This window comes from Asanoa ishikariensis (assembly GCF_900107455.1).
Lineage (GTDB): Bacteria > Actinomycetota > Actinomycetes > Mycobacteriales > Micromonosporaceae > Asanoa > Asanoa ishikariensis.
Genome location: NZ_FNQB01000001.1, coordinates 524,892 through 538,564, shown reverse-complemented (window position 1 = coordinate 538,564; position 13,673 = coordinate 524,892). Strand labels below are relative to the sequence as shown.

General features: G+C 68.1%; 8 protein-coding genes. 4 read left to right on the top strand and 4 right to left on the bottom strand.

Features of this window, described 5'->3' with window-relative positions; genetic code table 11:
• Position 1: 1 nt before the first annotated feature.
• From yjfF to BLV39_RS02550, 4 genes are all read right to left on the bottom strand, one after another.
• The gene (gene yjfF / locus BLV39_RS02565) at positions 2-997 is read right to left on the bottom strand and encodes a galactofuranose ABC transporter, permease protein YjfF (RefSeq protein WP_090786626.1); all 996 of its coding nucleotides are present in this window, start codon (positions 995-997) and stop codon (positions 2-4) included.
• Positions 998-1,002: 5 nt separating this feature from the next.
• Positions 1,003-2,010, bottom strand: a complete 1,008-nt coding sequence (locus BLV39_RS02560; protein ID WP_090786625.1) for an ABC transporter permease — start codon at positions 2,008-2,010, stop codon at positions 1,003-1,005.
• Positions 2,007-3,533, bottom strand: a complete 1,527-nt coding sequence (locus BLV39_RS02555; protein ID WP_090786624.1) for a sugar ABC transporter ATP-binding protein — start codon at positions 3,531-3,533, stop codon at positions 2,007-2,009. The genes BLV39_RS02560 and BLV39_RS02555 overlap by 4 nt, the downstream gene beginning before the upstream one ends.
• 62 nt (positions 3,534-3,595) lie before the next feature.
• Positions 3,596-4,594: an ABC transporter substrate-binding protein gene (locus BLV39_RS02550; protein ID WP_090786623.1), complete on the bottom strand. Its 999-nt coding sequence runs from the start codon at positions 4,592-4,594 to the stop codon at positions 3,596-3,598.
• Positions 4,595-4,745: 151 nt separating this feature from the next.
• On the opposite strand from BLV39_RS02550, the gene BLV39_RS02545 reads away from it, so the two are divergent.
• From BLV39_RS02545 to BLV39_RS02530, 4 genes are all read left to right on the top strand, one after another.
• The gene (locus BLV39_RS02545; RefSeq protein ID WP_090786622.1) at positions 4,746-5,780 is read left to right on the top strand and encodes a LacI family DNA-binding transcriptional regulator; all 1,035 of its coding nucleotides are present in this window, start codon (positions 4,746-4,748) and stop codon (positions 5,778-5,780) included.
• Positions 5,781-5,836: 56 nt separating this feature from the next.
• Positions 5,837-8,398, top strand: a complete 2,562-nt coding sequence (locus BLV39_RS02540) for a DUF1565 domain-containing protein (protein WP_090786621.1) — start codon at positions 5,837-5,839, stop codon at positions 8,396-8,398.
• A gap of 122 nt (positions 8,399-8,520) precedes the next feature.
• On the top strand, positions 8,521-11,094 hold the full coding sequence (locus BLV39_RS02535) for a right-handed parallel beta-helix repeat-containing protein (protein ID WP_090786620.1): 2,574 nt from the start codon (positions 8,521-8,523) through the stop codon (positions 11,092-11,094).
• Positions 11,091-13,673, top strand: a complete 2,583-nt coding sequence (locus BLV39_RS02530) for a right-handed parallel beta-helix repeat-containing protein (protein ID WP_176984739.1) — start codon at positions 11,091-11,093, stop codon at positions 13,671-13,673. The genes BLV39_RS02535 and BLV39_RS02530 overlap by 4 nt, the downstream gene beginning before the upstream one ends.

Here is a 13,673-nt window from a genome sequence, read left to right as displayed (position 1 = left end):
CCTATCGACGGCGCCGGGTGACGGCGCGCTGCAGGACGATGAAGACGAAGAGGAACAGGCCGATGAAGATCTTTGTCCACCAGGAGCTGAGGTCGCCCTGGAACGTGATGATCGTCTGGATCAGGCCGAGCACCAGCACGCCGAGCACGGTGCCGAACAGATAGCCGGAGCCACCGGTGAGCAGCGTCCCGCCGATCACCACCGCGGCGATGGCGTCGAGTTCCATGCCCGAGGCGTGCAGCCCGTAGCCCGAGAGCATGTAGAAGCTGAGCACCACGCCGCCGAGCGCCGAGCACAGCCCGCTGATCGTGTAGACCGCGATGCGGGTGCGGCCGACGCGCAGGCCCATCAGCATCGCCGACTGCGGGTTGCCGCCCACCGCGTAGACGTCGCGGCCGAAGGTCGTGTACGCCAGCACGTACGCGGCGATCAACACGACCGCGAGCGCGATCAGCACGCTGATGGTGATGAAGAAGCCGCCGAACCAGAGTTGGGCGTTCGCGACCGATACCCAGAACGGGTTGTCGATCGAGATCGAGTCCGTGCTGATCACGTAACAGAGCCCGCGCGCGAGGAACATCCCGGCGAGCGTCGCGATGAACGGCTGCACGTCGAAGTAATGGATCATCAGGCCCATCAGGAACCCGATCGTCGCGCCCATCAGCAGCGCGACGGGCAGCACGACGGCGGCCGGCCAACCGTTTTCCAGCAGCAACGCGACGACCATCGTGGTGAGCGCCACCACCGAGCCGACCGACAGGTCGATGCCGCCGGTCAGGATCACGAACGTCATGCCGACCGCGACCACGAGCAGGAACGCGTTGTCGATGAAGACGTTGAGCACGATCTGGGTGTCGGAGAACCCTGGATAATTGATCACGCCGAGGCCGTACATGAGCGCGAGGAGCACGGCGGTGGCGGTGACCGGCAAATATTTCTGCCGAACCGGGATCACCCGCAAACGTTCGGCAACCGTCTGCTCAGGGCGACTCTTCATATCGATCATGCCGCCACCTCCGCGGGCTGGCGCCGGGCAATCTTGGCGCGGAAGGCGGGTGACTGCACGAGGCAGAGGATCACCACGACCACCGCCTTGAAGAGCAGGGCCACTTCGGGTGGGATGCCGATCGTGTAGACCGTCGTGTCGAGCGTTTTGATCAGCAGCGCGCCGATCACCGTGCCGGCGATGGAGAACCGGCCGCCGAGCAGCGAGGTCCCGCCGATCACCACCGCGAGGATGGCGTCGAGCTCGATCAGCAGCCCGTTGTTGTTTCCGTCGGCGCTGGACACCGTCGAGCTGACCATCAGACCGGCTACGCCGGCACATACCGCGCAGACGACGTACGCGATGATGATCAACCGCCGGGACCTGATGCCGGCCAGCCGGCTCGCGCCCGCGTTGCCGCCGACCGACTCGAGCAGCATCCCGAACGCACTGCGGCGGGTGACCACGGCGACGAGCGCGACAACCCCGGCGGCGATGATCACTGGCACCGGGATGCCGAACAGGAAACCCGTCGCGATCGTCTTGTACGGCGGAGAGTTGACGTTGACGATCTGGCCGTCGGTGATCACCTGCGCGACGCCTCGGCCCGCGACCATCAGGATCAGCGTCGCGATGATCGGCTGAATGCCGACCACGGAGACCAGGAAGCCGTTCCACGCACCGAGCCCGCCACTGAGCACCAGCGCGAGCGCCACGGCGACCAGGACGCCGCCGACCGCGCCCTGGTCGTCGAGGCCGGCAATCTGCTGACAAGCCATCGCACCCGAGATCGCCACGACGGCGCCGACCGACAGGTCGATCCCGCCCGTCGCGATGACCAGCGTCATGCCGAGCGCGACCAGCATCAACGGCGCGCCCTGCCGGAGGATGTCGATCACGCTGCCGAACAGGTGCCCGTCGCGGACTTCGATGGAGAAGAACCCCGACGTGAAGAACAGGTTGCTGAGCAGCAGCGCGACCAGCATCGCAACTGGCCAGAAGAGCCGGTGCCGCACGACGCTCATGCCACGCCTCCACTCGCGATGGCCGCCATGACCCGGTCGGTGTCTAGCCCGTCGGTGTTGTCGAGCTCGGCGACCAGCTTGCGATCGCGCAGCACGGCGACCTTGTGGCTGAGCCGCAGCACCTCTTCGAGCTCGGCGGAGATGAACAGCACCGCCATGCCACCGTCGGACAGCTCGACCACCAGCTTCTGGATCTCCGCCTTGGCGCCGACGTCGATGCCGCGGGTGGGCTCGTCGAGGATCATCAGCTTCGGTTCGGTGATCAGCCAGCGGGCCAGCAGCACCTTCTGCTGATTGCCGCCGCTGAGGTTGCGCACGGGAATCTCCGGGTCAGCCGGACGGATGTCGAGCGCGCGCACATAGCGGGCCACCAGCTCGTCCTGCTTGCCCCTGGGCACTGGGCGCGCCCAGCCGCGGTCGGCCTGCAACGCCAGGATGATGTTCTCGCGCACCGTCAGCTCTTCGACCAGTCCGTCGGTGCGCCGGTTCTCCGGACAGTAGGCGATCTTCTGCCGCATCGCCGACTGCGGTCCGCGAAGCGCGACCGGCTCGCCGTCGACCGCGATCTGGCCCTGGTCGGCCCGGTCGGCGCCGAACAGCAGCCGCGCGACCTCGGTGCGACCGGAGCCGAGCAGCCCGGCGAGCCCGACGACCTCTCCCTTGTGGATGGCGAGTGAGAACGGTGCGATCGCGCCGGCGCGGCCGAGCCCGTCGGCGCTGACCACCGGGGTGCCCCGCTCCAGCACGGCCACCTCGCGGCGGGGCGCCTCCTCGATGTCTTCGAGAACGGCGAGGTCCTTGCCGATCATCGCCGCGACCAGGTCGAGCTGGCTCAGTTCGGCGGTGCGGTATTCGCCGACCCGGCGCCCATTGCGCAGCACGGTCATCCGGTCGGCGATCTCGTAGACCTGGTCGAGGAAGTGCGTCACGAACAGGACCGCGATGCCTTCTTCCTTGAGCCCGCGCATGACCCGGAAGAGCTGGTCGACCTCGGACGCGTCGAGGCTCGACGTGGGCTCGTCGAGCACCAACACCTTGGCGTCGACGTCAAGGGCACGAGCGATGGCGACCATCTGCTGTACGGCGATCGAGTGAGTGCCGAGGTCAGAGCCGACGTCGATGTTCAAGTGCAACCGGTCGAGCAACTCCTCGGCCCGGCGCCGCACGGCCGACCAACGGATGCGACCGAACCGGGTCGGTGCGCGCCCGATCAGCACGTTCTCCGCGACGGACAGGTTGGGGCAGAGGTTGATCTCCTGGTAGACGGTGCTGATGCCGGCCTGCCGCGCCTGGTGCGGCCCGGCGAAGGCGACCGACTCACCGGCGAGGCTGATGTCACCCTGGTCGTGGTGGTAGGCGCCGGTGAGCACCTTGATCAGGGTCGACTTGCCCGCGCCGTTCTCGCCCATCAGGGCGTGCACCTCGCCCGGGAACAACCGCAGGTCGACGCCGTCAAGCGCGACGACGCCGGGGAACCGCTTGCCGATGCCGCGCATGACAAGCAGCGGCTCGCTCTCGGGCATAGTGTGCTCTCCCTGTGGCGGAAGGGGCGGCCCCGGCGCGAACCGGGGCCGCCGTCTGACACTCAGTACTTGCGTTCGGGCAGGGCAGCCTTGGCCTGCTCCTGGGTGAACGTGGTCTCCTCGGTCAGCACCCGCTCGGGCACCGTCTCGCCGGCGACCACCTTTTTCGCCAACTCCATCAACTGTGGGCCAAGGAGCGGGCTGCACTCAACGATGAAGTTGATTTTCCCGTCGGCCAGCGCCTGCATGCCGTCCTTGACCGCGTCGACCGTCACGATCTTGATGTCGACGCCCGGCTTCTTGCCGGCCGCCTCGATCGCCTCGATCGCGCCGAGACCCATGTCGTCGTTGTGCGCGTACAGCAGGTCGATGTCCTTGTTGGCGCGCAGGAACGCCTCCATGACCTCCTTGCCCTTGACCCGGGTGAAGTCGCCGGGCTGGGAGGCGAGCATCTTGAACTTCGCGTCGGAGCCGAGCACCGAAGCGAAGCCCTCCTTGCGGTCGATGGCCGGGGCAGCACCGGTGTTGCCCTGGAGCTCGACCATGTTGACCGGGCCGGCCGCGCTGGCGAACTCCTTCTTGACCCACTCGCCGGCCTTGGTGCCTTCCACGACGAAGTCCGAGCCGATGAACGTCTTGTAGAGCGTCTTATCGGGCGAGTCGACCGCTCGGTCGGTCAGGATCACCGGGATGCCGGCGTCCTTGGCCTCTTTCAGAACGGTGTCCCATCCGGACTCCACCACGGGCGAGAAGGCGATGATGTCGACCTTCTGCGAGATGAAGGTGCGGATCGCCTTGATCTGGTTCTCCTGTTTCTGCTGTGCGTCGGAGAACTTGAGCTCGATCCCGGCCTCCTTCGCGGATTCCTGGACCGACTTCGTGTTGGCCGTCCGCCATCCACTTTCGGCGCCGACCTGCGAGAAGCCCATCGTGATCTTGCCGTCATCCTTGCCGGCGGCCGCGCCGCCGCCGCTAGTACCCGATCCCTCGCCACCGCAGGCGGCCAGTGTGGCGGCGACGAGCACGCCACCGAGCACCACCGCGGACAATTTCCTGAGCACGGCTTCCTCCTCACGAACATCGATGGCTCGCGTGTTGCGAGAATGTTAGCGTTCTCATAATCGACGTCAATAGCTCCGAAGGGACGATTGTTAGCGTTCACAGCGCGGTTATGATCGACAAGGCCGGTAGAGTGTCGGCCGAGGAGTTGCCATGGATCAGCCGTCTCCGCCACGACCGGCGGTGATGATCGACGTCGCGCGGCTAGCTGGCGTCTCACACCAGACCGTCTCGCGCGTGCTCAATGGACATCCGAGCGTCCGCGACGAGACCCGCGAACGCGTGCTGACCGCCGTGCGCCAGCTCAACTACCGCCCCAACGCGCTGGCCCGCGGCCTCGCCGGCCGGCGTTCCCGAGTGCTCGGCGTGGTCAGCTTCGACACGATCCTCTATGGACCTGCTGCGACCCTGCTCGGCGTCGAGCGCGCGGCCCGTGCCGCCGGCTACGGCGTCAGCATCGTCACGCTCGAACAGCTCGACCACGACGGCGTCAGCGACGCACTGAGCGCGCTGGCCGAGCAGTCGGTGGCGGGAGTCGTCATCATCGCGCCGTTCACCAATACCGCGGCTGCGTTGCGCAGCCTGCCGATGGGCATCCCCGCGGTGGTGGTCGAGGCGGGTGCGAGCGGTGGGCTGCCGGCCATCTCGGTCGACCAGGTCGCCGGCGCCGAGCTCGCCGTGCGCCACCTGCTGGAGCTGGGCCACGAAACGGTCTGGCACGTCCGCGGGCCGCAGAACTGGCTCGAGGCAAGGGATCGCGAAGGCGCCTGGCGATCCACACTGGAGGCGGCCGGCCGGTCCGTACCGCCCGTGATCGACGGCGACTGGAGTGCCCGTTCCGGCTACCAGGCCGGCCTGCGCCTGGCCGGCGACCCACGGGTGACGGCGGTGTTCTGTGCCAACGACCAACAGGCGTTGGGACTGCTACGCGCTTTCCACGAGCGCGGCGTCCGCGTGCCCGACAGCGTCAGCGTGGTCGGGTTCGACGACATCCCCGAAGCGGAGTTCATGTCGCCGCCGCTCACCACGATCCGCCAAGACTTCGACGAGGTCGGCCGGCGCTGCCTGGCGATGCTCCTCGACCTGCTCGACTCCCCCGTCGAGACGCCTGTCTATCCGCGAGTGACCCCGGTGCTGGTGTCCCGCGCGAGCACGGGCATCAGGCAATCGGCCAATGCGAACTCATAGATCATCCGACTAGGCTCTCCCCCCGAATCGCAAGAAGCGGGGGAAGCTTGATGCGAATGCGCGGCACAACGCTGCTCACTGTCAGCCTGCTCGTAGCCGCCGGTCTTCCGGCCGGCGCCGCGGCAGCAGCCGAACCACCAGCCAACATCTACGTCTCCACTGCCTGTGGCAGCGGCGGCGACGGCTCCGAGCAGGCTCCGTACTGCTCGATCTCGGCGGCCTCCGGAGTCGTCCAGCCTGGTCAGACCATCCTGGTCTCCGCCGGCGACTACCGGGAATCGGTCTCGATCGTCCTGCCGTCCGGGGAGCCGGGCAAACCGGTCACTGTCAAGGGATACCGCGGCCCCGGCGGCAGCACCAAGCTGACCAACCGCCAGGACAAGACGCCGTTCGTCCTGTCCGGGGTGCACGACGTCGTGATCGACGGGATCGACGTAACGGCGCTACGCACCCCGGCCATTCAGATCGAGAACTCGACCGACATAACCGTCACCAACGGCTGGGTCTACACCGTCCTGGCGACCGGCATCGACATCACGGGTGACTCCCGTCGGGTAACTGTCAGCGACACGGCAGGCTCGGCTGTGACGGGGTCGTTCGTCGCGGTCGGTGCCGGGAGCAGCGACACCATGTTGGTGGGCAACAGCGTGCACCTGATGAGCCCACGCGCCAGTTCCGACATCGCGGCGATCTCGGTGACCGACGCTCCCCGGACCACGATCACGAACAACACGATCGTCACCGAATGCTTCGCGGGCGTCCGAATCACCGGAGCATCCTCGGGCTTCGGCCTCTATAACTCGATCGTGCGGACGGCCGCCGTCGGCTCCCAGCCGTGCTTCGTCTTTCCGGTTCCGGAGCTCTCGAAACTGCCGCCGGTCTCCGTCGACGGCGCGGCCTTGGCCGACAGCCACCTCGACTACAACGTGGTGAACCCGGTGGCTGGTGCGCCGTCCTACTCCTGGGGTGGCACGGCCTACGCGAGCCCGGCCGAGTTCAACGCGGCCAGCGGGCAGGGCGCACACGACATCGGCGCGGACGCGCAACTGCTGAGCAATCCCGAGAGCGGCGACATCGGGTGGACCCCGGCGATCAACGGGCCCGCGATCGACTCGGCGTGGGTGGACGCACCTGGCCGGCCGGCGACGGACCTGCGCGGAAACGCCCACGCCGACAAGCCGGACACCACCAACACCGGCGGTGGGTTCGTCGACCGCGGCGCAGTCGAGCTCGTACCCACCCCGACCTACACCACCACACTGTCCCGCGTACGCGGCGGCGGTGCTCTCGAGACGAGCACGACGGTCACGGCCCGCCATAACTGGACGCTGGACGGCCCGGTCGGCTCCTTCGCCTTCCAGGCCGAGGGTCAACCGACGATCGTCAACCGCACCGGCACGGCCCGCATCACGTTCAGTCGCGCCGGCCTTGCCTGCGTCAATGTCATGGCCAGCACCAACGGTTTCCGCAGCGCGGCTCCGACCCAAAGCGAAAATCCGTGCGTGATGCTGGGCGCCGCGTTCAACGCGGTCACCCCGGGACGGGTGCTCAGCACCAAGGCCGCGATCGGCACCACCCGCACGACGCCGTTGGCACCGCGCGAGGCAATCGACCTCGTGCTGCCGGGTCCGGCGGCCAAGAGCAGCGCGGTCGTGCTCAACGTGACCGTGACCAACCCGACCACCAACGGCTACCTCAAGGTCTATCCCAGCAACGAGAACGAGCCGGTCGCGTCGAACATCAACTTCGCGGCGAACCAGACGATCCCGAACCTGGTGACCGTTCCCGTGGTCAACGGCCGAGTGCGGATTCTCAACGGCAGCGCGGGCACCGTGCACGTGCTGGCCGACCTCGCCGGTTACTACGCCAACATCGGCCTCGGCCTGACTTCCGGCACACCGGCCCGGGTGCTCGACACGCGTTCCGCGGTCGGCGTGCCCGGCACCACCCCGATCGGGCCGAACGGGCGAGTCACGGTCGACCTCTCGCCCCGCATCCCGGCCGGCACCACCGCGGTGCTGCTCAACGTCGCGGTCACCAAACCCACCGCCGGCGGCCACCTGACCGCCTTCCCGCCCGGCAGCGCGATCCCGACGACCTCCAACCTCAACTTCGTCAGCGGACAGACGGCCAACAACATGGTCATCGCCCCGGTCGTCGACGGGAAGATCTCGTTCGCGTACGGCGGCAGCGGCACCGTCCATGTCCTCGCCGACCTGAGCGGCTACTTCGCGCCCGGCGTGGCCGACACGTTCGTCCCACTCTCGCCGCGGCGGCTCTTCGACAGTCGCAAGCCCGGGTACATGAAACTCGGACCCGGCATGAGCGGCGACGTCCGGGTGGAGCCGGACGAGTGCGACGGACGCGGCTGCACCACCACCGCCGCCGTGCTCAACCTGACCGTCACGGGCACTCTCTCGCCCGGCTACCTGACCGTCTACCCGGACGGCCAGCCCCGCCCGACTGCCTCGGTCCTCAACTTCGGCGTCAACGAGACCATCGCCAACCTGGTCACCGTCGGCCTCCACGACAACAAGTTCCGGGTCTACAACAGCAGCGCCCGCGAAGTCGACCTCGTGATCGACCTGGCGGGCGTCTACATCTCGCCGCCCGCCTGAACCGACGAACGGCGATGAGGCCGGTGCTCCGAGTGGGCGCCGGCCTCTGGCGTATCGGCCAATGGAAATCGATGTGGCCGCTCGATAGCCTTCAGCAAGATCATTAAAACGGGGAGAGCACGATGCGGATCAGTCGCAGCGCGACGCTGCTGGCAGCCGGTTTGTTACTGGCCACCGGCCTTCCGATCGGAAGCGCCTCGGCAGCCGAGCCAGCGGACACGATCTTCGTGGCCAAGAGCTGCGAGGACGGTGCGGACGGCTCCGAGCAGCGGCCCTTCTGCTCGATCTCCGTGGCCGCCGCGCAGGCCGAGCCGGGCCAGACCATCGTTGTCGGTCCGGGCATCTATCAGGAGTCGGTGTCCCCGCCGTCCGGCGAACCCGGGAGGCCGATCACGATCAGGGGGTACTTCGGGCCGGGCGAGCGCGCCACCGTGTCCACCGCGAACGGCAAGCCGCCGTTCGTCCTGACCGACGCGCACGACATCGTCCTCGACCGGATCGACATCTCCGCAGCCAACAACCCTGCCCTGGTCATCGACAGCTCGACCGACATCACGGTCACCGACGGCTGGATCCGGTCGGTCAACGTCAACGCCGTCGACCTGCGCGGCGACTCGCGACGGGTGACGATCAGCCGCAACGCGGCTTCGGTGACACGGACGTCCTTCATGACGATCGGCGCCGGGGTCACCGACACCATGTTCGTCGGCAACAGCCTCAGAGCGACCTTGTGGACGCAGCGGCCCGCCGCGCTCATCGCGGTTGCCGACGCACCGCGAACCACCGCGACCAACAACACGATCGTCACCGACTGCAACGTCGGTGTGGCCGTCACCGGTGCGTCGACCGGCTTCCGCCTCCACAACACGATCGTGCGGACGCGGCCCGTCGGGTCCGATACCTGTTCCGGCACCGCGATGCCCGATCCGGCAACCGTGCCGGCGGTGATCGTCGACAGCGCGGCGACTCCGGACAGCCACGTCGACTACAACGTGATCGACTCGGCGCCGGGCGCCCCGGCGTACGCGTGGAGCGGCACCGCCTATCCCAACCCGTCGGCGTTCCACACGGCCACGGGACAGAGCGCTCACGACATCGGCGGCGACGCCCGGCTGGTTCTCGACGGGTTCACGACCGGAGCGGGGTGGAGCCTCGCCTGGGACTCGCCCGCGATCGACTCGGCCTGGACCGACGCACCGGGTCGACCCGCCATCGACTTGCGCGGCAACGGGCACGCCGACAAGCCCGACATGCCGAACACCGGCGGTGGGTTCGTCGATCGCGGCGCGACCGAGCTCGTTCACCCTCCGACGTTGAGCTTCTGGACGAATCGGGCCTACAGCGACAACCCGTTGGAGTTGATCACGAGGGTCGAGGCCACGAACCCCTGGACCATGGACGGGCCGCTCGGACACCTCTCCTTCTCGGCCGAGGGCCGGTCGACGATCGTCGACCGCACCGGCCCTGCGCGGTTCACGTTCGACCGCCCTGGCCTCGCCTGCGTCCAGGTCAGGCGCACCCTGAACGGTTTCCGGGAGTTCTCGGCACCCGCAGCCCTGGATAGCTGCACGTACCTCGGCGCGTCGTTCACCGCGGTCACTCCGCAGCGGGTGCTCAACACCAGGGCCGGGGTCGGTGTGCCCCGCACGACCCCGCTCAACCCGCACGAGGAGATCGAGCTGCCATTGCCCGCCCCGGCAGCGACCAGCAGCGCGGTGGTGCTGAACCTGACCGTGACCAACCCGACCTCGAACGGCTACCTGAAGGTCTACCCCACCGCGGAGCCGATGGCGTCGAACATCAACTTCGCGGCCAACCAGACAATCCCGAACCTGGTCACCGTTCCGGTCGCCAACGGCCGGGTGAGAATCAAGAACGGCAGTGCGGGCACCGTGCACGTGCTCGCCGACCTCGCCGGTTACTACGCCAGCGCCGGCTTCGGCCTGACCAGCGCCACGCCCACGCGGGTGCTAGACACCCGGTCCGCAGTCGGCGTCCCAGGCACCACCCCGGTCGGTCCCAATGGGCGCGTCACCGTCGACCTGTCGTCACGGGTCCCGGTCGGCACCACCGCGGTCGTCCTGAACGTTGCCGTCACCAAGCCCACCACCGGAGGCCACCTGACCGCGTTTCCGCCCGGTGGAGCGGTTCCGGCCACGTCGAACCTCAACTTCGTCCCAGGCCAGACAGCCAACAACATGGTTATCGCACCCGTCGTGGACCGCAAAATCGCCATCTCATATGGCGGCAGCGGCACCGTGCATGTCCTCGCCGATGTGAGCGGCTACTTCGCGCCGGGCATCGCCGACACCTATCTCCCGGTCGATCCGAAGCGGATCCTGGACACCCGCGAACCAGGCTCGATGCCGGTCGGACCAGGCCAGACGATCATGGTTCGGGTAGATCCGCTGGCGTGCCCGGCCTTCGGGTGCCGGACATCGACTCTGGTGGCCAACGTGACTGTCACCGGCACACAGTCACCGGGCTACCTGACCGTCTACCCCACTGGCGAGTCTCGCCCGGCCGCCTCGGTCATCAACTTCAACAAGGGCGAGACGATCGCCAACCTGGTCACCGTCAAGTCCCTCGTCGGCTCCTTCATGCTCTACAACAGCAGCGCCGGGACTGTCCACGTTGTAGTCGACCAGGCCGGCTACTACCTCGCAGCGCCACCACTCGAAACGGGGAACGAATGATGCGGCTCGCCCGCAGCGCCACGCTGCTCACGGTCGGCTTGTTGGCGGCGGCCGGCCTACCGGCCGGAACCGCCGCCGCGGCCGAACCGACGGACACCATCCACGTGTCCCGCACGTGCGCCACCAACGCAGACGGATCCGAGCAGGCGCCCTACTGTTCGATTTCGGCGGCGGCCGCGGTGGTCCAGCCTGGCCAGACCATCCTGGTCGGACAGGGCAACTACACGGAGTCTGTCGCCGTGCCGTCCGGTGCGCCCGGCAAGCCCGTCACGATCAAGGGCGTCCGCTCGCCCACCGGGCGCGCGCACGTCTACACGACCGATTCGACCTCGCCGATGATCCTCGCCGGAGTGCACGACGTCGTTATCGACGGGATTGAGGCCACCTCGGGCGTGGTGCCGGCTGTCGTCGTCGAGGGCTCGACCGATGTCGTTCTCACCAACGGCTGGGCCCGGGCGGTCCTGGGCACGAGCGTCGACATCAGGGGCGACTCGCGCCGGGTGACGATCAGCGGCATGTCGGTGGAGGCGCCACGGGGGACGTCCATCAGCGTCGGAGCGGGTGTGACCGACACGATGCTGGCGGGCAACAGCATGCGGACGTTTCGGGCAGGCGGCGAGCTTCCGTCCGCCCCCGCGATCGTGGTGACCGACGCTCCGCGGACCACGCTGACCAACAACACGATCGCCACCGACTGCGCCGACGGTGTCGTGGTGACGGGAGCGTCGACCGGGTTCGGCCTCTACAACACGATCGTGCGTACCCGATGGGTCGGCAGTGCCGCCGACTGCAACACCAAGCCGATTCCCGACCCGGCGAACGTGCTGGCGGTCTCCGTCGCCAGCACCGCTGTGGCGGACAGCCACGTCGACTACAACGTGATCGACCCTGTGCCCGGCGGACCCTCCTACTCCTGGGGCGGCACGACCTATCCGAACCCGGCCGCGTTCAACGTGGCCACCGGGCAGGGCGCCCACGACATCGGCGCCGACGCGAAGCTCGGGAATCCCGGTACGGCGTGGGACCTCGGTTGGAGCATTGGCGGGGACTCGCCCGCGGTCGACTCCGCGTGGACCGACGCACCGGGCCGGCCCGCCATCGACCTGCGCGGAAACGCTCGCGCCGACAAGCCCGACGCCCCGAACACCGGCGGCGGGTTCGTCGACCGTGGTGCCAGCGAGCTTCTGCCCACCCCGACATACCGCGTCTCGACCGGACGGGCGCACGGCCCCAGCCCGTTGGAGACGAGAACGACGATCACGGCCACCTACCCCTGGGTCCTGGACGGACCGGTCGGGTACTTCTCCTTCGCGGCCGCGGGCCAGCAGACGATCGTCAACCGCACAGGCACGGCCCGGTTCACCTTCGACCACCCCGGCCGGGTCTGTGTCGACGTCGAATCCGACCTGACCGGCTTCCGCTCCCGCACGTCGTCGTACGCCATTGATGCCTGTGTGCTCTTGGGCGCGTCCTTCAACGCTGTCGCCCCGCAGCGTGTGCTGAGCACCAAGGCCGGGATCGGACTGCCGCGCACGACTCCGCTCGGGCCGCAGGAGGAGATCGAGCTGCCGCTGCCCGCACCTGCGGCGACCAGCAGCGCGGTGGTGCTCAACGTGACCGTGACCAACCCGACCACCAACGGCTACCTCAAGGTCTACCCCGATACGGAACCGACCGCCTCGAACATCAACTTCTCCGCGAACCAGACCATCCCGAACCTGGTCAGCGTGCCCGTCGTCAACGGGCGGGTCAAAATCAAGAACGGCAGCGCGGGTACGGTGCACGTCCTGGCCGACCTCGCCGGCTACTACGCGAACGCCGGCTTCGGTCTGACCAACGCCACCCAGGCCCGGGTCCTCGACACCCGCGCCGCGGTCGGCGTGCCGGGCACCACCCCGGTCGGCCCCAACGGCCGTGTCACCGTCGACATCTCATCGCGCGTGCCGGTCGGCACCACCGCGGTCGTGCTCAACGTCGCGGTCACCAAGCCGACGGGCGGCGGCCACCTGACCGCGTTCCCGCCCGGCAGCGCGGTTCCGACAGCCTCGAACCTCAACTTCGTCACCGGGCAGACGGCCAACAACATGGTCATCGCACCCGTCGTCGACCGGAAGATCTCGTTCGCGTACGGCGGCAGCGGCACCGTCCACGTCATCGCCGATCTGAACGCCTACTTCGCGCCGGGCGTCGCCGACACCTATCTCCCGGTCGCACCGAAGCGGATCCTGGACACCCGCGAGCCGGGTTCGACAGCCGTCGGACCCGGCGAGACGCGCCTGATCTATACGGACGCGCTTCTCTGTGTGGATCACGACGTGGTCGGCTGCCGGCACTCGGCTCTCGTGGCCAACCTGACGGTCACTGGCACGCAGTCGCCGGGCTACCTGACCGTCTTTCCGAACGAGGACGGGCCACGCCCCACCACCTCCGTCATCAACTTCAACAAGGGCGACACCATCGCCAACCTGATCACCATCAAGTCAGTGGCGGGCTTCTTCTGGCTCTACAACAGCAGCGCGGGCACTGTCCACGTTGTCGTCGACCAGGCCGGCTACTACCTCCAGGCACCCACCGCCTGA

Excerpts from the sequence above, each read along its gene's own strand:
- BLV39_RS02555 (WP_090786624.1), bottom strand. The coding sequence starts at position 3,533 with ATGCCCGAGAGCGAGCCGCTGCTTGTCATGCGCGGCATCGGCAAGCGG.
- BLV39_RS02535 (WP_090786620.1), top strand. The coding sequence starts at position 8,521 with ATGCGGATCAGTCGCAGCGCGACGCTGCTGGCAGCCGGTTTGTTACTG.
- BLV39_RS02530 (WP_176984739.1), top strand. The coding sequence starts at position 11,091 with ATGATGCGGCTCGCCCGCAGCGCCACGCTGCTCACGGTCGGCTTGTTG.
- BLV39_RS02540 (WP_090786621.1), top strand. The coding sequence starts at position 5,837 with ATGCGCGGCACAACGCTGCTCACTGTCAGCCTGCTCGTAGCCGCCGGT.
- BLV39_RS02560 (WP_090786625.1), bottom strand. The coding sequence starts at position 2,010 with ATGAGCGTCGTGCGGCACCGGCTCTTCTGGCCAGTTGCGATGCTGGTC.
- BLV39_RS02545 (WP_090786622.1), top strand. The coding sequence starts at position 4,746 with ATGGATCAGCCGTCTCCGCCACGACCGGCGGTGATGATCGACGTCGCG.
- yjfF (WP_090786626.1), bottom strand. The coding sequence starts at position 997 with ATGAAGAGTCGCCCTGAGCAGACGGTTGCCGAACGTTTGCGGGTGATC.